The 23,764-nt window shown below is 68.4% G+C and carries 20 protein-coding genes; 4 read left to right on the top strand and 16 right to left on the bottom strand.

Annotated elements, in window-relative coordinates:
* Positions 1–106 precede the first annotated feature (106 nt).
* Positions 107–757, top strand: coding sequence for a hypothetical protein (locus AJAP_RS02095; RefSeq protein ID WP_038507776.1), 651 nt, complete (start codon positions 107–109; stop codon positions 755–757).
* Positions 758–1,036: 279 nt separating this feature from the next.
* On the opposite strand, the gene AJAP_RS02090 is transcribed toward AJAP_RS02095, so the two are convergent.
* The 8 genes from AJAP_RS02090 to AJAP_RS02050 form a co-directional block, all read right to left on the bottom strand.
* The gene (locus AJAP_RS02090) at positions 1,037–3,826 is read right to left on the bottom strand and encodes an AfsR/SARP family transcriptional regulator (RefSeq protein ID WP_038507775.1); all 2,790 of its coding nucleotides are present in this window, start codon (positions 3,824–3,826) and stop codon (positions 1,037–1,039) included.
* A 570-nt stretch (positions 3,827–4,396) separates the two neighbouring features.
* Positions 4,397–5,296 (bottom strand): ectoine hydroxylase, encoded by a 900-nt coding sequence (gene thpD, locus AJAP_RS02080; protein WP_038507773.1) that lies wholly within the window; start codon positions 5,294–5,296, stop codon positions 4,397–4,399.
* 24 nt (positions 5,297–5,320) lie between these two features.
* On the bottom strand, positions 5,321–5,710 hold the full coding sequence (locus tag AJAP_RS02075; RefSeq protein WP_007033454.1) for an ectoine synthase: 390 nt from the start codon (positions 5,708–5,710) through the stop codon (positions 5,321–5,323).
* A 44-nt stretch (positions 5,711–5,754) separates the two neighbouring features.
* The gene (gene ectB / locus AJAP_RS02070) at positions 5,755–7,005 is read right to left on the bottom strand and encodes a diaminobutyrate--2-oxoglutarate transaminase (RefSeq protein ID WP_038507772.1); all 1,251 of its coding nucleotides are present in this window, start codon (positions 7,003–7,005) and stop codon (positions 5,755–5,757) included.
* A 38-nt stretch (positions 7,006–7,043) separates the two neighbouring features.
* Positions 7,044–7,535, bottom strand: coding sequence for a diaminobutyrate acetyltransferase (gene ectA, locus AJAP_RS02065; protein WP_038507771.1), 492 nt, complete (start codon positions 7,533–7,535; stop codon positions 7,044–7,046).
* A 223-nt stretch (positions 7,536–7,758) separates the two neighbouring features.
* Positions 7,759–10,731, bottom strand: coding sequence for a patatin-like protein (locus AJAP_RS02060; RefSeq protein ID WP_038507770.1), 2,973 nt, complete (start codon positions 10,729–10,731; stop codon positions 7,759–7,761).
* Between the two features lie 113 nt (positions 10,732–10,844).
* Entirely contained in the window at positions 10,845–12,089 is a 1,245-nt protein-coding gene (locus tag AJAP_RS02055) for a DUF445 domain-containing protein (protein ID WP_038507769.1), read from the bottom strand.
* Between the two features lie 7 nt (positions 12,090–12,096).
* Entirely contained in the window at positions 12,097–12,879 is a 783-nt protein-coding gene (locus AJAP_RS02050) for an Abi-alpha family protein (RefSeq protein ID WP_038507768.1), read from the bottom strand.
* 88 nt (positions 12,880–12,967) lie between these two features.
* Between AJAP_RS02050 and AJAP_RS02045 the strand changes: the two genes are divergently transcribed.
* Positions 12,968–13,828 (top strand): maleylpyruvate isomerase family mycothiol-dependent enzyme, encoded by an 861-nt coding sequence (locus AJAP_RS02045; RefSeq protein WP_038507767.1) that lies wholly within the window; start codon positions 12,968–12,970, stop codon positions 13,826–13,828.
* On the opposite strand, the gene AJAP_RS02040 is transcribed toward AJAP_RS02045, so the two are convergent.
* Positions 13,791–14,189 (bottom strand): pyridoxamine 5'-phosphate oxidase family protein, encoded by a 399-nt coding sequence (locus AJAP_RS02040; protein ID WP_038507766.1) that lies wholly within the window; start codon positions 14,187–14,189, stop codon positions 13,791–13,793. The genes AJAP_RS02045 and AJAP_RS02040 overlap by 38 nt on opposite strands.
* A gap of 82 nt (positions 14,190–14,271) precedes the next feature.
* Here AJAP_RS02040 and AJAP_RS02035 point away from each other — a divergent pair, with 82 nt between their 5' ends.
* Entirely contained in the window at positions 14,272–15,201 is a 930-nt protein-coding gene (locus AJAP_RS02035) for an AraC family transcriptional regulator (RefSeq protein WP_038507765.1), read from the top strand.
* On the opposite strand, the gene AJAP_RS02030 is transcribed toward AJAP_RS02035, so the two are convergent.
* From AJAP_RS02030 to AJAP_RS02015, 4 genes are read right to left on the bottom strand one after another with little or no spacing between them, the layout of a single operon-like run.
* Positions 15,189–15,545 (bottom strand): LapA family protein, encoded by a 357-nt coding sequence (locus AJAP_RS02030; RefSeq protein WP_038507764.1) that lies wholly within the window; start codon positions 15,543–15,545, stop codon positions 15,189–15,191. The two genes, AJAP_RS02035 and AJAP_RS02030, sit on opposite strands and share 13 nt — an antisense overlap.
* 38 nt (positions 15,546–15,583) lie before the next feature.
* Positions 15,584–16,732: a dipeptidase gene (locus tag AJAP_RS02025; protein WP_038507763.1), complete on the bottom strand. Its 1,149-nt coding sequence runs from the start codon at positions 16,730–16,732 to the stop codon at positions 15,584–15,586.
* 36 nt (positions 16,733–16,768) lie between these two features.
* Positions 16,769–17,374, bottom strand: a complete 606-nt coding sequence (locus tag AJAP_RS02020) for an alpha/beta hydrolase (RefSeq protein WP_038507762.1) — start codon at positions 17,372–17,374, stop codon at positions 16,769–16,771.
* Positions 17,371–18,330, bottom strand: coding sequence for a ring-cleaving dioxygenase (locus AJAP_RS02015; protein ID WP_038507761.1), 960 nt, complete (start codon positions 18,328–18,330; stop codon positions 17,371–17,373). Before AJAP_RS02015 ends, AJAP_RS02020 begins: the two co-directional genes overlap by 4 nt.
* A 97-nt stretch (positions 18,331–18,427) precedes the next feature.
* On the opposite strand from AJAP_RS02015, the gene AJAP_RS02010 reads away from it, so the two are divergent.
* Positions 18,428–18,880 carry a MarR family winged helix-turn-helix transcriptional regulator gene (locus tag AJAP_RS02010; protein WP_038507760.1) on the top strand — a complete coding sequence of 151 codons (453 nt, stop codon included), beginning with the start codon at positions 18,428–18,430 and terminating at the stop codon, positions 18,878–18,880.
* A 211-nt stretch (positions 18,881–19,091) separates the two neighbouring features.
* Here AJAP_RS02010 and AJAP_RS02005 read toward each other — a convergent pair whose 3' ends face one another.
* From AJAP_RS02005 to boxC, 3 genes are read right to left on the bottom strand one after another with little or no spacing between them, the layout of a single operon-like run.
* Entirely contained in the window at positions 19,092–20,699 is a 1,608-nt protein-coding gene (locus AJAP_RS02005; protein WP_038507759.1) for a benzoate-CoA ligase family protein, read from the bottom strand.
* 17 nt (positions 20,700–20,716) lie between these two features.
* Positions 20,717–22,138: a benzoyl-CoA 2,3-epoxidase subunit BoxB gene (boxB, locus tag AJAP_RS02000; RefSeq protein WP_038507758.1), complete on the bottom strand. Its 1,422-nt coding sequence runs from the start codon at positions 22,136–22,138 to the stop codon at positions 20,717–20,719.
* Positions 22,139–22,145: 7 nt separating this feature from the next.
* On the bottom strand, positions 22,146–23,738 hold the full coding sequence (gene boxC / locus AJAP_RS01995) for a 2,3-epoxybenzoyl-CoA dihydrolase (protein ID WP_038507757.1): 1,593 nt from the start codon (positions 23,736–23,738) through the stop codon (positions 22,146–22,148).
* Between the last annotated feature and the right edge of the window lie 26 nt (positions 23,739–23,764).

Genomic DNA, 23,764 nt, shown 5'->3' with positions numbered 1-23,764 from the left:
GCTTGATCATCGTTGAATGATGACTTTTTCCGGCAGGTAACAATTTCGGCCATTGCCCCGAACGATGGGTTAACGTCTTCGGACGGAAGCCTCCGAAAGGGCACGTATGCCGACCGATCCACCTCTCCCGCACCCGCCTGCCACCCGCTACGGCCCCGGGTTCGCCGCGCACGGAACACGGCACCGCAAACCCAAGAACGGCCTGGTCATCGCAGGTTTCCTGGTCGGCTTGGCAGCGCTCGGGGTCGCCTTCGTCCCGGTCGCCGGGATCGCCGCTTGGCCGCTCGCCGTGATCGGAATGATTCTTTCCGTGATCGGTTTGACCAAAATCAAGAAGGGCGAAGCGGACAAGAAGGGAATGGGGATCGCGGGGCTCGCGCTTTCCGTCGCCGGCCTGCTGGCCGCCGGCGGGTTACTGGTCTACACCAGTTTCTTCGCCACCGGCGAGTCCGGCTTGCACGTCCCAGCCGTCGCCGGGGACAAGAACACCGTCGAGTTCGTCGTCAGCGCCTCGGGCGGCGCGACCATCCGGTTCGGCTCGCTCAACGACCAGCGGACCGAGACGACCCCGGCGAGCACCGACGAATGGCGCGGCACGGCGTCCTTCAACTCGGGCGACTACCTGCTCACCGTCACCGCGGACACCCGGAACTCGTCGGTCAGCAACCAGATCGCCTGCACCATCCTGGTCAACGGCCAGAAGGTGGCGGAGAACAAGGGGCAGACCATCGCCCTGTGCACCGCCGGCACCGGCTGACCCCACACGTTTCGTCCTCTGAATGCGGTCCTTGCGTGTGCAAGTACCGCATTCAGAGGACGAAACGCGGTGGTGCCGCCTGGCGGCCGGCCGGTATCGCCCCCACCTCCACCGGCCGGACCGCCACGAGCCGCTCCTGGCGGCTCTTCAGACGGGCCCGCGAAGGGCCCGCCCGAGCGCCGATTCCTACCGCATGCCCCTCCCCTAGGGCTCGATCGACGCTGAATCGGACCCTACGCGCGTGCGCGGCGAGGCCACTAAGAATCCGCTAAGGATCACTCACGGACTTTCGCCGAGGTCCGTGAGTTCCGCACGGACCAATCCCGCGAGCTTCGGATTGGCGTCCGCGAGGATCTTCAGCGCGAGCGCGAACTGCTCGCGGGCACCGTCCACATCCGACCCGGCCCGCAGCACCCTGCCCAAGGTCAGCCGCAGTACGCCCTCCTGCAGGACGAACCGCCTGCTGATCGTCAGGTCCACGGCCTCCCACACGTACCGTTCGGCCGCGGCGAGTTCGCCGATCCGCATGCTCAGTTCGGCGAGATTGTTCAGCGAGACGACGACGTAGCTGTCGTCGCCGAGGGTCCGGTCGATCTCCAGCGAGGCGATCTGGTGCCCGATCGCCTCGATGAACCGCCCGGCCCGCTTTTCGGCCTCGGCGCAGTTGTTGAGCGCCTGCCCGCGCAGTTCGAGGTCGCCGGTCCGCTCGGTCTCCTCGACCGCCCGCCGCAACGTCCCGATGGCCTCGTCGTACCGGCCGAGCAGCGTCAGCGCGGAGCCGAGGTGGATGTTCGCCGAGACCATCAGGCGGTCGTCGCCGATCGCGCTCGCGAGTTCCAGCGCGCGTTCGGCGTCGGCGAGGCAGCCCTGCGGCAGCTCGAAGGTGAGCGCGATGGCGCACCGGGAGATCAGCATCCAGCACTGGCCGAGGACGTCGCCGGACCGTTCGGCGGCCTCCAGCCCGATCCCGACCAGCCGCGTCCATTCGTCCAGCAACGGATACACCGCGCGATAGGTGTGCGCGACCCTGGCCAGCCGCCAGACGTCGTCGTGCCGTCCGGCGGCGCGGGCGGCTTCGAGGACTTCGAGCAGGTTCTCCCATTCCGCGGTGAACCAGTCCTGCGCCTCGTCGAAGGAGCCGATCGGCGGCGTCTGCGCATCGGTCAGCACAGCGGTGAAATCGAGAGGGTCGACGATCCGCAGCATCTTGCGGCGGGCCCGGTCGGCGACGGCCTGATAGAACCGCACCGACCGCGACAGGACGTCCTCCCGGTCGGCCTCGTCGAGTTCGTTCTCCGCCAGTTCGCGCAGGAACAGCCGGACCAGATCGTGCGGGACGAAGGAATCGCGGCCGGTTTCGGCGAGCAGGTTGTGCGCGGCGAGCACCCGCAGATGCCGCCGCGCCTCGGCGACGGTGATCCCGCCGATCGCGGCCGTCAGATGCGAACCGGCCGAAACGCATTGGACGACGCCGAGCCGCAGGAACGTGTTCGCGACCTCGGCGGGCAGACCGCGGAACGAGACGTCGAACGCCGCGCGGACCCCGTCGTCCGGACCTTCGACGTCGAGCGCGGCCAGCCTGGTCCGTTCGTTGCCGAGTTCGTCGACCAGATCCTGCGCGGACCACTGCGCGCTGGCGGCGAGCCGGGCTCCCGCGATCCGCAGCGCCAGCGGGAGATAGCCGCACAGCCGGGCGAGCGCGTGGTTGAGGTCGTAACCGGCGGGCCCGGCGAGCTCCTCGATCAACCGGACGGCGTCACCGGGCGCGAGCGTGCCGAGCACCCGCAGTTTGGCGGCGTTGGAGACGGCGAGCCCGTCGAGGCGGGAGCGGCTGGTCACCAGCGTCATCGACCGCGAACCGGGCGGCAGCAACGGCCGGACCTGGTCGGCTGAGCGGGCGTTGTCGAGGATGACCAGCATCCGGCGGCCGGCGATCATCGACCGGTAGAGGGCGACGCGTTCGTGGACCTGTTCCGGAACGCCTTCGGCCGGGACGCCGAGTCCGAGCAGGAACTGGGTGAGCAGTTCCGCGGGCTCCAACGGCGGATGATGCGGGTCGAACCCGCGCAGCGCGGCGAAAAGGATGCCGTCGGGGAAGCGGCGGGCCGCGCGATGCGCCCACCACACCACCAGGCTGCTCTTGCCGATCCCGGCGGTGCCGGTGACCACGCCGACCGCGGTCTCGCCCGCTTCGGCCCGCTCGGCGAGTTCGTCGAGCCAGGCCAGATCCGCCTCGCGTCCGGCGAGATTCGGCACCGCGGGCGGCAACTGCTGGACGGGCCCCGCCTCGGGCTTCGGCTCCGCGACGACCTTGACCGGCAGGTCGTCGTTGAGGACGCGTTCGTGCAGCCAGCGCAGGTCCGCGCCGGGTTCGACACCGAGGGTGCGCAGGGTCGCCCGGGACACCGTGCGGTAGAGCTCGAGCGCGTCGCCGCGGCGTCCGGCGTGGTAGAGCGCGCGCATCAGCTGGCCGGCGGTGCGCTCGGCGAGCGGCGCGGCCCGGACCAGCGGGCTGAGCTCGACGATCAGTTCCGCGTGCCTGCCGAGTTCGAGATCCGCGTCGACCCTGGCGCCGTGGACGGCGAGCCGCAGATCCTCCAGCTCGGGAGCGCGAACCGAACTCGGCACGCCGGCCAGCGCGGGCCCCTGCCAGAGTGAGAGGGCCTCCGCGAGCAGTTCGGACGCCTTCTCCGGCTCTTCCGTCGAAGCCCGCTCCAGCAGGGACCGGGCGCGGTGGACGTCGATCCGCTCCGGCTCGACCGTGAGCTGGTAGCCGGGCGGCGTGGTGCGGATCTGGGCACCGTCCGGGTGATCGCCCTGGATGCCCCGGAGCACGCGGCGCAGATGCGAGACGTTGCCGTGGACGATCGTGCGGGCGGTGGCCGGCGGATCGTGGCCCCAGAGCGCGTCGATGATCTCGTCGAGCGCGACGACCTTGTTGACCTTCAGCGCCAGCAGCGCGAGCAGCCCGCGGACGCCGGGGCCGCCGACGGGGACGGGCCGATCGCCGTCGAGGAGGCGCACGGGACCGAGGAGTTGGAAGCGGGCAGGGGAACCGCTTTCGGCCATGACAAGCCCCCCTCCCTCCGATCTCTCCCCTTACCGGAGTAGCCAACCTACCGCGCGAAGAGCCCGCCAACCAGAACGCGGCAGGTCGTGAAGGCCTCCTTCCCTACTTTGAGGGTAGGGAAGGAGGCCTTCACGGACGCTCGATACGGACAAATGCCCCACGGGAGCCTCTGTCCACTATGGACTCCCGAGAGAGGCGGCGCTCATGCCCTGAAGTACATGAAGGCCCCCTTCCTGTACCTAGGCGCAAGGAAGGGGGCCTTCATGTACTTGGCAAGTCCGTGCCGCTCAACGAGACGAAAAAGGCTCCGTGCCATCAGTCCCGATCTGATGGCACGGAGCCGGGGGATGTCCGACTTGGGCCGCCTGGGGGCGCGACCCACATCGGACATCGGCGTCCACGTCCGTCCGGGTGGGCTCACCCCGAGCGAAGAACCCGTTCGGTCGTCGACAACACCTACGTGAGCGAGCCCACTGGCCCCCTCACGTGGCGACAACGTAACAGGGCGCACACCGACGGCTACAAGCGCCCCGTCATGGCCTTCGCGACCTGCGGTTTCGTCAAACGGGTCAGCGCGTCAGCGGGGTCGAGTCGCGGCCGGCGATGAAGGCCGGACGCGGTTCGATCGCGGCGTACGGCTTCTGCAGCGCGTTATCGACGCTGTTGAACACGACGAAGATGTTCGACCGCGGGTACGGCGTGATGTTGTTCGAGGAACCGTGCATCACGTTCGAATCGAACCAGAGCGCGGAACCGGCCTGGCCGGTGAACTGGTCGATTCCGTATTCGGCGGCGAGCGAGGTGATGTCTTCCTCGCTCGGGACGCCGACCCGCTGCTCTTTCAGCGAACTCTTGTAGTTGTCCTCCGGGGTCTCCCCGGCGCACTGCACGAAGGTCCGCTGCGAACCCGGCATCACCATCAGCCCGCCGTTGAACGGGTAGTTGTCGGTGAGCGCGATGGAGCAGCTGACCGCGCGCGGCAGCGGCATGCCGTCCTCGGCGTGCCAGGTCTCGAAGTCCGAGTGCCAGTAGAACCCGGTGCCCTTGAAGCCGGGCATGTAGTTCACGCGGCTCTGGTGGATGTACACCTCGGAGCCGAGGATCTGCCGGGCCCGGTCGAGCACGCGCGGGTCGCGGACGAGTTCCGCGATCAGCTCGCTGGTCTCGTGGACGTCGAAGATGGAGCGGACCTCACCGGTCTTGGCCTCGGTGATGACGCGCTCGTCGTCGCGGTGGTCCCCCGACGACATCCTGACGAGTTCCTGCCAGTACGTCTGGACTTCGCCAGGCGACAACAACTGGTCGACGACGGTGTAACCACGCGTTTCGTGGTTGGCGAGCGTGGCCGCGTCCAAGGGGCCGTCGGCCTCGGTGCCCCAGACGGTGGGGTGCGTCCTGGGCAGGTGTTCGGGCTTACCCGTGATGCGGGTCGGGTAACTGTCGTCGACTCGGGTGTCGGTCAGCGTCAATGCAGTCGCCTCCTCGAGCGATTTCTAGGGTTCGGTGACGAGCGGGTACACGCCGTTTTCGTCGTGGACCTCACGGCCGGTGATGGGCGGGTTGAACACGCAGACGCACTTGATCTCGGTCTTGGGCCGGACCTGGTGCTTGTCGTGGTCGTTGAGCAGGTACAACGTGCCCGGCTTCAGCTGAAAGACCTCGCCGGTCGCGGTGTTTTCGAGCTCGCCTTCACCGGAGGTGATGAACACCGCTTCGATGTGGTTGGCGTACCAGAAGTCGTTGACCGTCCCGGCGTACAACGTGGTCTCGTGCACCGAGAAACCGACGCCCTCCTTGGCCAGCACGATGCGCTTGCTGCGCCAGTTCGGGGTCTTGATGTCGGCGTCGGTGTCGGTGACCTCGTCGAGTGTTCTGACAAGCAACGGAAAACTCCTTCTCGTTCCTGGTTGAGGGCGGTCGGTTCGGGTCAGTTGAGGACGGCTGCGACGGCCTCGTCGATGATCGCGAGGCCCTTCGTGAGCTCGTCGTCCGTCAGGGTGAGCGGCGGGAGGACCTTCATGACCTCTCCGTCCGGCCCGGAGGTCTCCATCAGCAGCCCGCGCTCGAACGCGGCGGCGCAGACCTTGCCCGCGAGGTCGCCGTTGGCGAACTCGATGCCCCGGGCGAGGCCGCGGCCCTTCGCGAACAGGTTCGCGTCCGGGTACGCCTCGACGATGCCCTGGAAGGCGGCGGCGACGCGCTCGCCCTTGGCCTTGGTCGACTTCTCCAGCTCGTCGTCGCTCCAGTAGACGCGCATCGCCTCGGTCGCGGTGACGAACGCCGGGCTGATGCCGCGGAAGGTGCCGTTGTGCTCACCCGGCTCCCAGACGTCGAGGTCCGGGCGGATCAGCGTCAGCGCCATCGGGATGCCGTAGCCGCCGATGGACTTCGAGAGGCAGACGATGTCGGGTTTGATGCCCGCGTCCTCGAAGCTGAAGAACGGGCCGGTGCGGCCGCAGCCCATCTGGACGTCGTCGAGGATCAGCAGGATGCCGTGCTTCTTGCACAGATCGTCCAGCGCCTTGAGCCACTCGACGCGCGCGGCGTTGATGCCGCCCTCGCCCTGCACGCCTTCGACGATCACGGCGGCGGGCTCGTTCAGGCCGCTGCCGGAGTCTTCGAGCAGCTTCTCGAAGTAGAGGAAGTCCGGGATGGAGCCGTCGAAGTAGTTGTCGTACGGCATCGGGGTGGCGTGCACCAGCGGGACACCCGCGCCGCCGCGCTTCATCGAGTTGCCGGTCACCGAGAGGGCGCCCAGCGTCATCCCGTGGAAGGCGTTGGTGAAGTTGATGACCGATTCCTTGCCGGTCACCTTGCGGGCGAGCTTCAGCGCGGCCTCGACGGCGTTCGCGCCACCGGGGCCGGGGAAGACGACCTTGTAGTCGAGATCGCGCGGCCGCAGGATCTTCTCCTGGAACGTCTGGAGGAAGTCCCGCTTCGCGACGGTGAACATGTCGAGCGCGTGCGTCACGCCGTCACGGGCGATGTAGTCGATCAGCGCCCGCTTCAGTGCCGGGTTGTTGTGCCCGTAGTTGAGCGCGCCGGCGCCCGCGAAGAAGTCGAGATAGGCCTTGCCGTCTTCGTCGTACAGGTAGCTCCCCTGGGCCCGGTCGAACACCACGGGCCAGCCACGGCTGTAACTGCGCACTTCGGATTCGAGTTCCTCGAAAATGCTCATCACGTTTTCTTTCTCCCTGAGATCCCCGGATTTACGTTCTATTGACTGCTGAGCGGACCGATTCGGTACAGGTCCTCCTGCTCATGCGTTCCTTCCTCGGCCGGGAAATCCGTCGCGGAGAACAGATCCTGGCGTTCGACGGTGGTGTCCCACCGCTTGGCGAACGAGGCGAACAACCGGATCGAAGCCTCGTTGTCCGGCGTGATCGTGGTTTCGAGGTACCGCACGCCCTGCGCGGTCAGACGGCTGAACAGCTCGTCGAGCAGGGCTCCGGCCAGGCCTTTTCCCCGCTGGGACGCGTCGACCGCGACCTGCCACACGAAGCCGGTGTCCTGCTTGCGGTATCCGATCACGAAGCCGACCGGGACGCCGTCGACTTTCGCGACGACCGAGGTGTCGGCGAAATCGTGGCACCACAGCAAATAGGCGTAAGGCGTGTTGAGATCGAGCTTCTTCGAATCGCGGGCGATTCTCCAGAGCGCGGCACCGTCTGCCTTGGTCGGAGTTTCGATCAAGTGCTTTCCGGACATGTCCAAGAAACGTACCGGAGGATTCGGGCGCGGTCAGATCAGCGCGGCAGCGGCAACGCGGCTACCTGCAACAACCTCGAAACACACGTGATAAAGGTAACTGTAACGTTTGAAGCGCAGCACGTGTGGGTAAGGCCGCTTCGGTGCGGTCTCACTGCACGTGACGATACCAACCGTTACCACTTCGTCGCACGGTCAGGACGCGATTCGGGTTCCGATTCCGCTATTCACGACGTCGCTTGCGACCCGCGAGCGAACCGATCGGCGTCCAGATGGCGGGCAGGACGAGCAGCAGGCAGACGACCAGCCACCACACCGGCGCCTCGCCGCGCCGCCAGCCCGCGACGACGTCGCCGAGCCAGCCGAAGAGCGGGTCGCGCACCGGTGGCAGGAACGCGGCGAACAGCAGCGCCGCCACCACCAGCACGCCGAGCACCGTGAGCACCATCCGCCACGTCTTGCGCAACGTCATCAGGCTGACCACCAGGAACACGACGGCGCCCGCGGCGACCGGCACGCCGACCCACTGCAGGACCGGGCCGCCCTGTCCACCGAGGACGAAGCCCGCCAGCACGGTGATCAGCGCGGCGAGCACGTTCCATGGCGACGGCAGGGTGGCCGCGCCGCGCGTGATCCACCACGCGCTGCGCCCGGCGGCCTTGGCGAAGGTCGCGGCGGGCTGGACCGATTTCGGCACCCGCGTCGCCCCCGCGGCCGCGTTGAGCCCGGCCGCGCCCGCCTTGACCAGCGTCTTCGTCAGGAGCATCGTCCCGCGTTCGTGCTCGAACCGTTCGCCGGAGACCTGGCACGCCTGGAACGCGCGCTGGGTCTGCTCATCGGTTTCCGGCTCGTTCTCGATCAGCCGCCTGAACCGTTCCGACGGTTTTCCGTTGCCCTTGGCCGTTTTCGCGTCGTGTCCGCAGTGGAGGCCGACACACGGCAGTTCCTCGCGCGCGATCTCCAGCTGCCGCACCCTGGCGAGCACCATCGCCGTCACCGGCATGCTGATCGGCAGGGCGGCTTCGGTCTCCACGTCGGCGAGTTCGCCGTCGAGACCGAGGAAAGCCAGTTCCCCGGCCAATTGCGCGCGCAGGGCGTCCGCTTCCTCTTGCGACAGCCCGTCTTCCGTGCCCGGCTGTCGCCAGCCGATCGCCTTGAACGTGTCCCGCACCTGTGTCCGGAACGCCTCGCGCCCGACGACGTCGCGCAGCAGCCGCAGACGTTTCGGGTCGAGCAGGCACTGCACCAGCCAGCCCGCGCCGTCGACGCGGCCCCACATCCAGTCGTTCGCGCGCCACGAGGCCTTGTAGAACGCGCCGAAATAGTCGGCCTGCATCCCGGTGAGCTTGTCCCAGGAACGGCGGCGCTTCATGTCCATCAGCGTCCGCGAATCCGCGCTCACCTGGACGAGATCGACCCGCTGGTCAACCGCCGGCGGCTGCGCGAGCAATCCTCGCGTCGCGATGTGGAGACGCACCAGGCGCGAGGTGACGATGGGGTCTCCCGCGCTGGTGTCGTCCGACGTGAGCCCCGTCCAGGCGAGCAGCGTGCTGACCGCGTCGGCGGCTTCGGTGTCGGGTTTCGCCTGTGCCAGCGGCAAAAGGATCGGTGTCGCCTGCCGGAGCGCGGCGACGACGAGCGGCCACGCCTCCTTCAGCGTGTCCGACCGGCCGAGCCCCGCCCATTCCTTGGCGAGGCCTTCGATCCAGGCGGCGAGCGTGACGTCGGCCGACGGCGGGCCCTGTTCGGTGACCCAGCTCGCGAGCCGTTTCCCGCGCGCGGCCTTGTGACGCGCTTCGTGCAGCAGCACCCGGCAACGGTTGAGCTGCACCGCCTGCTCCGGCGACGGATCGAGCCGGAAGCCCGCATTCACCAGCTGGAGGCCGGTCGCGACGGAATCGTCGAGCGCGGTGGTGCGGAAGGCGACCAGATCCGTGAGATCGCAGGTGTCCTTCGGCGGCTCGGTGGGCAAGCCGTCCCGCAATCCGGCCGCCGCGGCCGCGCGCAGCTGCGCCGCCGTACCGGACGCCCACTGGCGGCCTTGATCCTCCACATCGGACAGTGAGAGCCTGCGCGTCGCCTCGCGGACCAGCGCGGTGGCGTCCTCCTGCACCCGCCGGTCGCGGTAGTCGTTCATCAGCCGCTGGTCGACCAGCGTGTCCGGGCCGCCGCGAACCCCCATCGCGGCCAGGGAGACCCTGGTCCCCCTGGTGCGGACGACGGCGTCGTTGTGCCTGGTCAGGTCTTCCAGTTCGGCGCTGATCGTCTGGCTCAGCACGGTGCCGACGACCTTGCTCATCGCACTGCCCAGCAGCGGCGGGCGCTCGGGATCGACCGCGACCCGCTCGGCCTCGCGTTCGGCCGTCGGCACCACGTACAGCAGCAGCCGCCGGACGTCCGAATGGGACTGTCGTTCGAAGATCTCCCGCAGCGCCGGCCGCAGCGGTTTGTTGAGCAGCACCCCGCCGTCGGTGAGCCAGTGCGACCGCGTGACGTCGGTGTACTTCGTCATGTCCGGATGCAGTGGCCCGGTCTTCTCGCCGATCGGCATCCGGGACAGCTCGAAAGCACCGGGGAACGACGCGGTGGACCGCGCCGCCAACGCGAGCGGCCCGACCACGTCGTCCGTCCACAAAGGAGCGTCGAAGCGGAACAGCAGGCGATGTTCGGTGTCCCGCACCAGGTTTCCGAGCGCGTCGTCGAACCGGGTCGTCTCGCCGTCGATCATCGTGCCGGTGAGCAGCACGGTGATGTCGGGACAGTCGGGTTTCACCGTCGCCTTGTCGGTGATCCGGTGCAACGCGTCCTTGAGATCCCCGAGCAGCACCTTGTCGCCGTCGAGCAGCGAACGTGGTTCCTTCTCGCCGGGATCGCGGATCAGATTGTCGAGCGATCCCGTGCTGATCCACGTGTCGCGCAGCACCTGTGGGCTCGACCGGAACGCCTCGGCCAGCCCGAGGCACGCCGCGTTGATGCCGCCCGCGCTCGTGCCGGTGAGCACGTCGAGCGAGACGGTGGCGTTGAGCAGGTCGAGCAGGGCCCGGTACGGGCTCTTCGATTCCGGCGCTCTCGACGCCTGCAACAGATGCGAGGTCTCGGTGGCGACCCCGCCCATCCAGACCGCGAGACTCGCCCCGCCCACCATGGTCATCGCCAGCCGGATCTCCTGCGGCCACGGGCTCCCCGCGTCGGCCATGTGCGCCCTCCCCAAGGCTTTGCTGCAGGGGGCACTCTAGACCGGACGGCGGACCCGGTGTACCGCCGATGGGGCAGCCATCCGCGCATTTCGTCCTCTGAATGCGGTCCTTGTCAGGCGGCGAAGTGCTCCAGGAGGAGGACTTGGGCCTCACCGACGGCGAAGCCGAGGACGGCGCCGGTCGCGATCAGGATCCATTCGTCCTGCTGGAACGCCGGCCGCAGCAGTCCTTCGAATTCGCGCGGCGACAGCTCCTTCATCTTCGTCACCAGCACGTTCCGGATGTCCATCGCGTCGGTCGCGTAATCCTCGATGTACCGCATGGTCTCGGGAAGCTTGTCCATGATCTTCTCGGCGATGTTCAGCTTCATGTCCTGATACCGCCTGCTGCCGACGGCGAACACCACCAGCGGTTTCCCGACGCCGACGCGCCGCCCGAGCTGAGCGTCGAGCTGCCGTTGGATCAGCCCGAGCACCCGGTCCGACAGCGGTCCGCGCAGCACCGCCTCGATCACGTTGTGCGGGGTGATGATCTCCTTCGCGATCAGCGCGCCGTACGCCTCCGCGACCTCGCCACGCCGCTTCAGGAACAGGCCCTGCCAGCGCACGCCGAAATACCGGCGTTCCTCGATCGGGTAGAAGATCATCCGCAACGCCAGCCAGTCGGTGAACCAGCCGGTGAAGAGCCCGAACAGCGGCATGATCAGCGGGAACTTGAACAGCACCCACGCGATCATCTGGATGACGCCGATGAGCCCGCCGAAGAAGATGCCGGAGCGGGCGATGAACTTGAACTCCTTGTCGCCCGCTTCCTGGAAGATCCGGTTCAGCAGCCGTTTGTCCTTGACCAGTGCGGTGACCACCATGCCCTTGAGGTCGAACACACTGTCCACATCGGACTTGATGAGCTCCAGCACGGCCGCGACCATCCGCGGCGTCTCGGCCTGGACGCGCTGGATCACCAGCCGCTGCATCCCCACCGGCAGCGATTCCCACAGCCCCGGCTGGTAGTGGGCGGCGACGTCGCGCACGATGTCCTCGACGGCCGCCTGGAGCGGTTTTTCGATCTCCTTGGCGATTCTCTGCGGATCGAGCCGGGCGACGACCTCCGCCGGTTTGATCAGCTGCTCGGTCATCGTGTCGCAGGCGATGCTCGCCATCCGCGCGGCGCGTTTGGGCACGATGCCCTGCCAGCCGAGGAAGGGTTTGATCCCGATGAACTCGACCGGCTGGAACATCATCCGGATCGCGACGAGTTTGGTGGTGTAGCCGATCAGGGCGGCGACGATCGGGATGGAGACGTAGAGCGGCCAGTGCCTGCCGAAGTCGGCGAGGATCCCGTCGAGGAACGCACCCATGCCGGGGTCAACCGGCGCTCGGGTCGCAGGCCTGCCAGAACTGGGCGCCGAGCCGGGAAATGTGGACCGTGCGTTTGACGAACTTGGCCCGCTTCACCGATTTCTCCGCCTCGCGGACGGTCTCGTCGGTCAGCAGGATCTCGTACTGCGTCTCCAGCGCGGGCACCTCTTCGTCCAGCTCGACCAGGCCGAGCCCGATCAGCCTGGTGAGGTAGCCGGGCACCTGGTCCGGCAGCGACACCCCGGCCGCCTTGCCGACGGTGGAGGCGTTGCGCAGCACGAACCGCCCGGCGGCACCGAGGCTCGTGCGCTCGGCGACGTCGACGGCGGGGAACGGCGAGCCGTCGGAGAGCGCGGAAAGGATGCGGGCCTCGTCCGGCGTGAGCTGGCGCAGGATGATCGCGTAGAGGTATTCGCGCGCCCGCTCGCGGCCGAAGCCGATCGAGTGGTTGAGCAGTTCGGCCATCGCCGCGCGGAGCGGTTCGAGCTGGGCGCGGGTGTGCACGAGGGTGATGGTGGCCTCGACCGGCCGGGAGCCGTTGGTGTCGGGCCGGTTCATCGCGGACGCGGCGGTGAGCGCGGCGTGGTACGGGTCGTCGACCTCGTCGAGACGGCGGCGCAGCTCCGAGAGCAGTTGCCGCTCGCCCTGTTTGATGACCTGTTCCGCGATTTCGACACCGGGGAGCTTGCGGGTGAACTCGAAACCCGTGCGGGCGGCCCAGCCCGCCAGCTGTCCCGCGCGTTTGGCGAAAGCGGCCAGGTCTTCACCGGCGGGTCGGTCGTTGCTCACGGGCACTCCCCTCACGTTCGCGCTGATGCTACCTGCGAGTAGGCCGAATGGCCGAAATTGTGATCGACGAGGGTGTTTGGATGGCTGCATGAGCTTCACGCGCTGGGGTCCGCCGATCGACGTCCTCCCGTTGTTCGCGCGGGAGGAGCAGGCCTTGCTGGACGTCCTGACCGGATTGGACGCGGACCGATGGGCCGCGCCGACGGTGTGCACGGGCTGGACGGTGCACGATCTCGCGGCCCACATCCTGGGCGACAAACTCGGCAGGCTGTCCCGCGACCGCGACGACTACCGGACGACGGCGCCCCGCGAGGGCGAGCGGTTCGAGGACTTCATCGACCGGATCAACGACGAATGGGTGGTCGCGTGCCGGCGGCTGTCCCCCGAAGTGCTGTTCGCGATGCTGGTGGACAGCACCTCGCAGATCGCCGAGATGTTCGGCCGCGCCGACCTCGACGCCGTCGGCGACCCGGTGAGCTGGGCCGGGGACGAGCCCGCGCCGGTATGGCTCGACGTCGCCCGCGAGTACACCGAATGCTGGGTGCACCAGCAGCAGATCCGCGAGGCCGTCGGCGCGCGGTTGCTCGACGATCCGGACTTCCGCGGGCCGGTGGTCGACACCTTCATGCGGGCGTTGCCGCACACCCTGCGTGACATCGACGCCCGCGTCGGCAGGCAGGTCGCCTACACCGTCACCGGCCCGGGCGGTGGGAAGTGGACGGCACGGCGGACCGCGGACGGCTGGGAACTCGACCGCGCCGCGCCGACGTCACGAACGCCGCTGGCCTCGGTGACGACGGACGCGGACACCTTCTGGCGGCTGTGCACCCGGAACCCGGCGGACCGCGCCCGCGTCGCCGCCGAGGGCGACGAAAACGTTTGCGCCGCCGTGCTCGGGATGACGTCGATCATCACATCAGGTAGCGGCTCACCTTCTCAGGCCGAATGACGAGCCGCACGAGGTCGAGGGTCTGGATCCCGGCGAGCTCGCCCGCGTGGGCCGGGTCTTCGAGGTCCCAATAGCGCTCGGCGAGCCGGGCGGCCAGGTCGTGCGCCCCGTCGGGTTCCACCGTGGCGGGCCCGGAGACCGAGACCCAGCGCTCTCGCTCGCCGACCGGCGCGGCCACGATGATCGACGCGCGGGGATCGTCGTCCAGCCGTCGCACCTTGGGCGACTCACGGGGCGTGAACAGCTGGATGGCGCCGTCGGCGGTGGCCTCGAACCACACCGGCCGGACCGGGCCGCCGGCCACGGCCAGGAATCCGTGCAGGGGGCGGCGGAGGAATTCGAGGTCGTCGGAGGTCAGCATGAGCTCGATTCAATCCGGCTGGCTCGGACGTGCCCATAGGTGAAAGGCCGGATCACCTGTCCATTCGTCTAACCTCGGCCGCGTGGACGTGTTCAGTGACCTGATCCGCGGCGTGCGGTCCCACGGTTCGTTGTTCGGCAGCACGACGCTGTCCCCGCCCTGGGCAGTGCACTTCGTGGACGGCGCGCCGCTGACCCTGTGCGCCGTGCTCACCGGGGCGGGCTGGATCGTGCCTGAGGAGGGTCCGCCCGAGCCGCTTCGCGCGGGCGAGTCGGTCATCGTGCGCGGGCCCGCGACGTTCACCTTCGTCGACGAAGTCGGCACTTCGGCCGAGCCGCTCGCGTGCGGCGAGCACTGCGCGACGCCCGAACAGGGCGGGACGCGGCACCGGCTCGGCTGGGTCGACGACCCCGGCGGTGAGACGACCTTGATCGTCGGCGCGTACCCGGTGCGCGGCGAGATCGGCCGTCCGCTGCTGGACGCGCTGCCCGTCGTGCTGCGGGTGGACGCCGGGGGCGCGGGTGACCCAGTCCTGGAACACCTCGCCGCGGAAGTCGCCATCGACGCGCCGGGCCAGCAGGTCGTCCTCGACCGGCTGCTGGACTGGATGCTGGTCTGTTCCCTGCGCGAGTGGTTCGACCGGCCGGGCGGTGAGCCGCCGGCGTGGTGGGCGGCGCAGCGGGATCCGGTGGTGGGCGACGCGCTGCGCCTGCTGCACGCGGAGCCGGCGGCACCGTGGACCGTCGGCTCGCTGGCCGCACGCGCCGGGGTCTCACGGTCGACGCTGGCCAAGCGGTTCGCCGAGCTGGTCGGCGAACCGCCGTTGACCTATCTCACCCGCTGGCGCATGACGCTCGCGGCGGATCTGCTGACCGGCAAGGCGTCCGCGACCATCTCGGACATCGCGCGCACCGTCGGCTACTCCGACGCCTTCGGGTTCAGCGCGGCGTTCAAACGCGTGCGCGGCGTCAACCCCAGCGAGTTCCGGAGCGGCGTCGCTCAGCGCAGCTGATGCCGGGACTTCTTGGCCTGCTTGCGCAACTGCAGGATCCGGGCGCCGCCGACGAGCGCGACCAGCGCGCCGCCGGCGATCACCGAGAACAGCATCGCGACCGCCAGCGGCATGCTGCCGGACATGCCGAGGAAGTGGACGGTGGCCGTGTCCTGGTTCTGCAGGATGAACACGAGCAGGAACACCAGCACGATCAGCGCCACGATGACGGCGATCCAGGTGCCGCTCACCCGGGTCCGTTTGAGTTTCGGGCCGGCCTCGAACTTTCCGCTGTGGCGTGCGCCGCCCGCGGTCTCGGGCGGCCTGACGGGAACCTCGGCGGTGCCTTCCTCCGGCTGCGTCATGCAGGACAGTGTCCGCCGAAGCGGGCTAGATCGCGCTCTCAAGCGTCCGAACGGGTGACCTCGTCCGCCGCGCGCAGCACGCGCAAGGTGTTCTTCCCGGCCAGCTTCGCGCAGTCCTCTTCGCTCCAGCCGCGTTCCAGCAGCGCGGCGAACAGCACCGGGTACTTGGACACGTCCTCGAGGCCTTCGGGCAGCGTCGCGACTCCGTCGTAGTCGCCGCCGAGTCCGATGTGGTCGACACCGGCCACTTCGCGCGCGTGCTCGATGTGCGCGACGACGTCGTCGATGCCCGCCTTCGGCTTATCCGGGCCGCCTCGCTCCGCGGTGAACTTCGTGCGCTGGTCGATGTTGCGGTAATCCCTGCCCGCGGCTTCCATGTCCTGGCGCAGCTGGTCGTCCCACTCGGCGACCTTCGGCGAGATGAAGCCCGGCACGAACGTCACCATCGCGACGCCGTCCTTGGCCGCCAGCGTTTCCAGCACGTCGTCGGGGATGTTGCGGGGGTGGTCGTTGACCGCGGTGCAGGAGGAGTGGCTGAAGATCACCGGCGCGGAGCTGACCTCCAGCGCCGCGCGCATGGTGCTCGGCGCGACGTGCGAGAGGTCGACGAGCATGCCGATCTCGTTCATCTCGCGGACGACGTCACGGCCGAATTCGGTGAGCCCGCCGTGCTCGGGTTCGTCGGTGCCGGAGTCGGCCCAGGTGGTGTTGTAGTTGTGCGTCAGCGTCATGTAGCGGACGCCGAGGCGGCGCAGGATCCTCAGCACGCCAAGGGATTCGGCGATGCTGTGGCCGCCCTCGGCACCCAGCAGCGAAGCGATCTTGCCGTCGCGGAACGCGGCTTCGGCCTGGTCGGCGGTGTCCACGAGGGCCAGGCGATCGGGGTATCGCTCGGCCATCTGGTGCACGATCTCGATCTGTTCGAGGACCGCCGTCACCGCGCTGTGCCCCTCGAACTGGCAAGGCACGTAGACGGACCAGAACTGCATCCCGAGCCTGCCCTCGGCGAGCTTCGGGAAGTCGGTGTGGAGATGCGGCTGGCGGACCGTGAGATCCGTGCCCGCCACGGCCTCGACCGGATCCGGCCCGGTCGTGACCCGCAGCTCCCATGGCAGATCGTTGTGCCCGTCCGCGAGGAGGACCCTGTCGAGCAGGGCCTGGGCGCGGACGAGGTCCCCGTTAGTCATCGGACGATTTTACGTTCGCGTGCTTTGCTCTCCCCGCTACGGGTTGAGCCACCCCGCGGCCGCTACCAAACCGTTGCCGGTGACCTGGTGCCCGCCGGGATGCCGGTGGGCGACCACGTCCGCGCCGCGTTCGCGCAGGTCACGGACGAGTGTCTCGGCCGAACCCAGCGGCGCCATCGGATCGTGCTCGCCGTTCGACAGGAAGACCCTGGTGCCGGACAGGTCTTCGCGTGGCGGCTCCGGGAGCGGTGACATCGCCGCGAACAGCGCGGACTCCCGGACGGCGTCCGGGCGGAGCAGGGTCACCGCGGCGGCGATGTTGGCGCCGTTGGAGAACCCGATGGCGACGAGCCGCCGGTCGCCGAGGCCGTATTCCTCGCGCGAGGCGAGCACGAAATCGGCCAGCTGGTTCGCGCGGAAGACGACGTCCTCGTGGTCGAAGACGCCCTCGGCCAGCCGCCGGAACCAGCGCGCCGCACCGTGTTCCGACACCGGCCCGGCCGGCGCGAGCAGCGCCGACGCCGGGCTCAGCCGCCGGGCCAGCGGTACGAGGTCGTCCGGCCCGCCGCCGGTGCCGTGCAGGAGCAGCAGCACCGGCTCGTCGGCCGCGCCCTCGACGTACTTGTGCTCCAAGGTGCTCATCGCGGGTTGTTCTCGCTCGGGAGGTCCAGTTTCGGCAGCATGGCCTCGATGTCCTCGCGCTTGGGCTCCAGCCACGGCGGGAGTTTCAGCGCGCGGCCGAGTTCGAGCAGCGGCTCGTCGATCGCGAAACCGGGTTCGTCGGTCGCGACCTCGAGCAGGGTGCCGCCCGGCTCGCGGAAGTAGATCGAGCGGAAGTACTGACGGTCCAAAATGGACGTCACGTTCACGCCGTCGTCGATGAGCTCGTCGCGCCAGGCGGCCTGGGTCTCTTCGTCCGGCGCACGCCAGGCGACGTGGTGCACGGTGCCCGCCGCGACCAGCCCGCGCGGGGCGTCGGGGGTCACGAGGACGTCGACGAGCGCGCCGGGGCCGCCCTCACCGGCGGAGAACCGGAGGCGGTTGCTCTCCTGGTGCTCGAAGGACAGGCCGAGGCCGTCGGTCAGCATCCCGGCGGTCGCGTCCTCTTTGGACACCGACAGCGTGACGGAGTGCAGGCCGCGGATCGCGTGTTCGGCGGGGACGAGCTTGGTGTCCCACGGGTCGCGCGGATCGCCCTGCGGATGCGCGACGAGCGCGAGCTTCAGGCCGTCCGGATCGGCGAAGGTGAGCGTCTCCTCGCCGTCGGAGTTCCGGATCTGGCTCGTCTCGGTGCCGCTCGCGGCGAGGTGCTGCTTCCACCAGCCGAGTGAGGCCTCGGGCACGGAGAACGACGTCGTGGTCGCCTGGCCGGTGCCGTGGCGGCCCTTCGGGGCGTCCTTCCACGGGAAGAACGTCATCAGCGAGCCGGGCTTGCCGGATCCGTCGCCGTAATAGAGGTGGTAGGTGCCGGGGTCGTCGAAGTTCACGGTGGTCTTCACCAGCCGCAGGCCGAGGGCCCGGGTGTAGAAGTCCGCGTTGCGCTGGGGGTCGCCACCGATGGCGGTGACGTGGTGCAGGCCCGAAGTCTTGATCGACATGGTGCCCTCCTCTGGAGCCGGTGAAATCAAGCTAGCCCGATAACCTCTCGCGCGCAAGATATATTCCTGGAAGAGTTCTTGGTGTACTCTCGCCCGCGTGACAACCGAGGAACCGCAAGACGACGAAGTGGTCACGTGGTGGGGCCTGGTGATCGAGGGCTACCTGGCCACGCAGAACAAGCTGATGGGCGAGATCGCCGAACGGTTCGGCCTGGCGCCGGCGTCGTTCGACATCCTGTTGCGGCTCGTGCGCTCACCCGAGCACCGGATGCCGATGACGCGGCTGGCCGTCGAGGCGGCGCTGTCCAGCGGCGGGTTCACCAAGGTCGCGGACCGGCTGGTCGCCGCGGACCTCATCTGCCGGGTACCCAGCCCGGACGACCGCCGGGTCACGTTCGCGGCGCTCACCGAGCACGGTCTCGACGTCGCGGAGAAGGCGCGGGAGGCGTGCGCGGAGATCCTGCGGCGCATCGTCCTGACTCCGCTCGGTGACGACGCGCACGCGCTCGCCGAAGCCATGCGGACGCTGCGCGCCGTCAACGGCGGCTGAGTTCCGCCTTCAATCACGCGAGATCCGGCTTCAATCACGTGAGTTCGCCGCTCGATCACGCGTGTCGTCCCTCCGATCACGCGTGTCGTCCGTCCAGTCACATCGGCTCGGCGTGCCGCATCGGCGAACTCGCGTGATCAGGCGGCGCACTCGCGTGATTGGAGGCGGATCTCGCGTGACCAGAGGGACGACACGCGTGATCGGGCGGACGTCAGCCGGGCAGGGGTGAGGTGGGGTCGGGCTGATAGGCCCGGACCTCGTACATGTCCCGCACCAGTTCCCGGATGACGTTGCGCCGGATCTTCCCGGTCGCCGTCTTCGGCAGTTCGCCCAGCTCGACGATGCCCCGCGGCCGTTTGAACGACGCAAGCCCGGCCCGGCAGAACTCGATCAGCTCGTCCGGGTCTAGCCGGTGCCCCGGCACGCCGACCACGCATGCGACCGGCTTCTCGATGCCGTCGGCGTCGAAGGCGGCCACCACCGCGACCTCGGCGACCGCCGGATGTTGCCGCAGCCGGTCCTCGACCTCGGTGGGCGAAACCCAGATCCCGCCCGGTTTCAGCATGTCGTTGAAGCGCCCCAGACAGGTGTAACTGCCATCGGCGTTGCGCACGAAGCTGTCGCCCGTCCGCAGCCATTCACCCTGGAAGACCTGCTTCGTCGTCTCGTACCGGGCCCAATACCCGGTCGCGATCGACGGCCCGGCGACGAACAGTTCACCGGGTTGCCCGTCCGGCACCGGATCGCCGTTTTCGTCGCGCAGCGCGATCTCGTAACCCGGCACCGGCGTCCCGGTACTGCCGGGACGGACCTGACGCGGCCGGTTGGACAGGAAGATGTGCAACGCCTCGGTCGAGCCGATCCCGTCTAGGATCTCGACGCCGAACCGGTCGCGAAACCGTTCGTACAGCACGGCGGGCAGCGGTTCGCCCGCCGAAACCGCTTGGCGTACCGAGACGAACGTGTCGTCGGGGATGTCGCTGGCGAGCAGTGCCGCGTAGAACGTCGGGACGGCGAAGAACAACGTCGGCCGCTCCGCGCGGGCCCTGGCCGCGATCAGTCCCGGGGTCGGCCTCGCCGGTTCGAGCAGTGCCGTCCCGCCGGCCGCGAGCGGGAAGAACGCCGAATTCCCCAAGCCGTAGGCGAAGAACAGCTTCGGGACGGAGAGGAACCGGTCGTTCGGCCCGATGTCCAGCACGCCGCGCGCGTACGTCTCGCAGACCGCGCGGATACCCGCGTGCCGGTGCATCGCGCCCTTCGGCTTGCCCGTCGTCCCCGAGGTGTACAACCAGAGCGCGGGCGAGTCCTCCCAGGTCGGCGCCGGCTCGAAGCCAACATCGTCCACTGTGGACAGATCGCCCCACTGGTGCGTGCGGATCCCGGACGGCAGATCGGCCGCCTTCGCCCTGTCCAGCACGACGTCGGTGACCTCCGGCGCCAGCCCCAGCGCGACCGTCGCCTGTGACGCGAACTCGCCGGAGACGCACAGGACCCTGGCCCGCGAATCGGCGAGCATCTTGCCGAGGTCCAGCCCGGTGACCATGGTGGACACCGGTACCGCGACCGCTCCGGCCAGCATCGCGCCGAGGATGCCGGTGAGCAGTTCGACGTCGTCGGCCATGCAGAACAGGACCCGCTCCTCCGGGCGGACGCCGATCGCCTTCAGCCCTGCCGCGACCCGGCGGGTTTCGGCCGCCAGCGCCGCGTACGTGAGACTTCGCCTCGGGGAAACGACCGCGTCCTTCGCGCCCCGCCCTTCCGCCAGATGCCGGTCGAGCAGGTAGCTCGCCGCGTTGAACCCGGTAGCAGCAGCGGTCACGGGCGCACCTCAATCGCTCAGCTCAGGTAAACGTATTCGTAGTCGAACGGTTTCCCATTGATGCCCTGGCGTGGCGGCGCCACCCAGCTCGCGATCTTTCCTCGCTCGTACACCGGGTGCATCAGCGATCGGACGAAAGTCAGGTCTTCGGGAGTGGGCAGCCACTTGCGTTTGCCGGCCAGCCATGTCCGCTCGTCGACAACGGTGCCGTCGGGCGTCACATGGTGGCCGGAGTTTATGCCGACTTCGCGATTGAATCCAGGGTGCGGGAGGACGAATCGGAAGTCGACGCCCGCCTCGTCCAGGATCTTGTTCCAGCGGTTGACCCCGGTCTGGCAGTCGGCGCGGTACTCCTCCCGCAGGTCGAGGTTCAGCAGCAGGATGGCCGCGTGTTCCTCGGTCTCCCAAGTGCCGTCGGCTTTCGGCCGCGACAGCGATCCGGCGGCGTCGGTGAGCTTGTGGTCGTCCTTGCGGCGGGGCTCCTGCCAGCGGCCTTTCAGCCCGGCGGTGTAGTAGTTCGCCGCGTTGGTAGAGGTCTCCCCGCCGAACAGGTCGAGTGAGACGGTGTAGTGGAAGTTGAGGTAACGCTGGATGACGTCCAGCGGGATGCCGCCGTACCCGGCGATGTCGAAGGTGTCGTGCTCGCGGATCAGCTCGGCACTGCGGGTGACCACCCGGTCGACCCCCGTGGTGCCGACGAACATGTGGTGCGCCTCTTCCTTGAGCATGAATTCACAAGTGCGGGAAAGCGGGTCGAAGCCGCTTTCCTTGAGGGTGCCGAGCTGATATTTGCCATCACGATCGGTGAAATAGGTGAACATGTAGAACGCGAGCCAATCCGCGGTCTCCTCATTGAAGGCGCCGAGGATCCGAGGGGCGTCCGGACTTCCGGAATTCCGGAGCAGCAATCCTTCCGCCTCGTCCCGGCCTTCACGACCGAAGTAGGCGTGCAGCAGGTACACCATCGCCCACAGATGGCGACCCTCTTCGACATTGACCTGGAAGAGATTCCGCAGGTCGTAAAGGCTCGGCGCGGTGAGGCCCAGCAGTTTCTGCTGTTCGACCGAAGCGGGTTCGGTGTCGCCCTGGATGACGATGAGCCGCTGCAGGTCGGCGCGGTATTCACCGGGAACCTGCTGCCAGGCGGGCTCGCCCTTGTGCTCGCCGAAGCCGATGACGCGGTCGGGGTCCGGCTCCGCGAGGAAGATCCCCCACCGGTAGTCGGGCACGTTGACGTGGTCGAAATGCGCCCAGCCGTCCCGTCCGACACTCACCGCGGTACGCAGGTAGACCCCCTGCGTCCGCAGTGTGGGGCCCATTTCGCCCCACCAGTCCAGGAACTTCGGCTGCCAACCTTCCAGCGCCCGCTGAAGGCGGCGATCACCGGAGAGGTCGATGTTGTTGGGGATCTTGGCGTCGTAATCGATCTTAGTGGGCATGCGCTGTTCAAACCCGCTTCCTGTCGAAGACGGCCTTCTGACCAGTACCGTAGCGACGCAACGCACCCTCGGGACCGGATGCGTTCGGACGAGTGAAGATCCAGTTCTGCCAGGCGGCGAGCCTGCCGAAGATCTTGCTTTCCAGGGTTTCGGGACCCACGAACCGGTGATTGGCCTCCATCCCGGTCAACGCGTCGGGGCTGAGCGAAGCCCGCCCTTCCAGCGCGATCCGGATCTCGTCCTCCCAGTCGAGGTCGTCCGGGGCGTCGGTGACCAGGCCGAGTTCGTTCACTTCCGCCGGGCTCAGCGCCTTGCCGCGCACCTCCGCGAGCCTGGTGACGTGGTCCGGGTCCCCGAAGAAGCGGGATTCGAGGCGAGTCAAGCCGTTGCCCATCGGGAAGCGGCCGAAGTTGGCCTCGGACAACGTGATCGCCGCTCGTTCTTCACTGTCTTCGTCGTCGATCGGCGGACCGTCCAAGATGTACTGCCGGTCGGCGGCGAGCGCGAGTTCCAGCAGGAGCCCGGCGTAGCAACTACCCGGCTCGACGAGGGCGATCAGGCTACGGCTGGTGACGTCCAGCCGCTTCAGCGTCCGCTTGAAGTAGTGGACGATTTCGTTGCTCAGACAGTCTTTCGCGTCGAACACGGCGCGTTCGTGGTCGAGGACCTTCGCCGGATCGCCTTCCGTGCGGAGCACCCACGTGCCGAGTTCGGGTTCGTTGGTGCGCAGCCGGAGGATCGCGTCGTCCAGCTCGCGCGTGACGTCCAGCAGCCAGCCGTCGTCGTCCTCCGGACCTTTGACGGTGATCGTCGCCTCGGTCGCGGTGCGGGCGATGTCGACATAACGATGCTTGAGCGGCTTCAGCTCGACACCTTCGCCGTCGAGCCGCTCGCTCGTCCGCGCGAACTCCTTCGCCCTGGCCAGCACGGCTTCGCGGAACCCCTGCCGCGGCACGAGTTCGTCGACGAGCCGCCAGTCGACGGCGGTCCGCCCTTTCACTCCGTCGGGGCGCGTGGCGAAGACGTCGGCGAGGTCCCGCCGTACGCCGCGTTTGTCGACCACCCGGGTGAGCCCGCCGGTGCCGGGCAGGACGCCGAGAAGCGGCACCTCCGGCAGCGCGACGGTCGAGGAGTTGTCGTCGACCAGCAGGATCTTTTCGCAGGCGAGCGCGATCTCGTAGCCGCCGCCGGCACAGGTGCCGTTGACCGCCGCGACATAGACCTGGCCCGAATGCGCGGCGGCGTCCTCCATCGCGTTGCGGGTCTCATTGGTGAATTTGCAGAAGTTCACCTTCCACTCGTGCGACGACGACGCCAGCATGCGGATGTTCGCGCCGGCGCAGAAGACGTTGTCCTTCGCGCTGGTCACGATGACCACGCGGACTTCAGGATGTTCGAACCGCAGCCGCTGCGTGGCGTCGTACAACTCGATGTCCACGCCGAGGTCGTACGAGTTGAGCTTGAGCTCGTAACCCGGCACGAGGCCGCCGTCGGGGTCGACGTCGAGTTCGAGCCACGCGACGTCGCCGTCGGTGGTCAGTTTCCAGTGCCGGTAGCCGCTGGGATGACGTTCGAACGTCACCGATGTGGTCCGCGTCACCCCTCCGATTGTCTACATTGCACTGA

This window comes from Amycolatopsis japonica, from assembly GCF_000732925.1.
In the GTDB taxonomy this organism is placed as follows: Bacteria; Actinomycetota; Actinomycetes; order Mycobacteriales; family Pseudonocardiaceae; genus Amycolatopsis; species Amycolatopsis japonica.
This window is presented reverse-complemented; position numbering and strand designations above follow the sequence as displayed.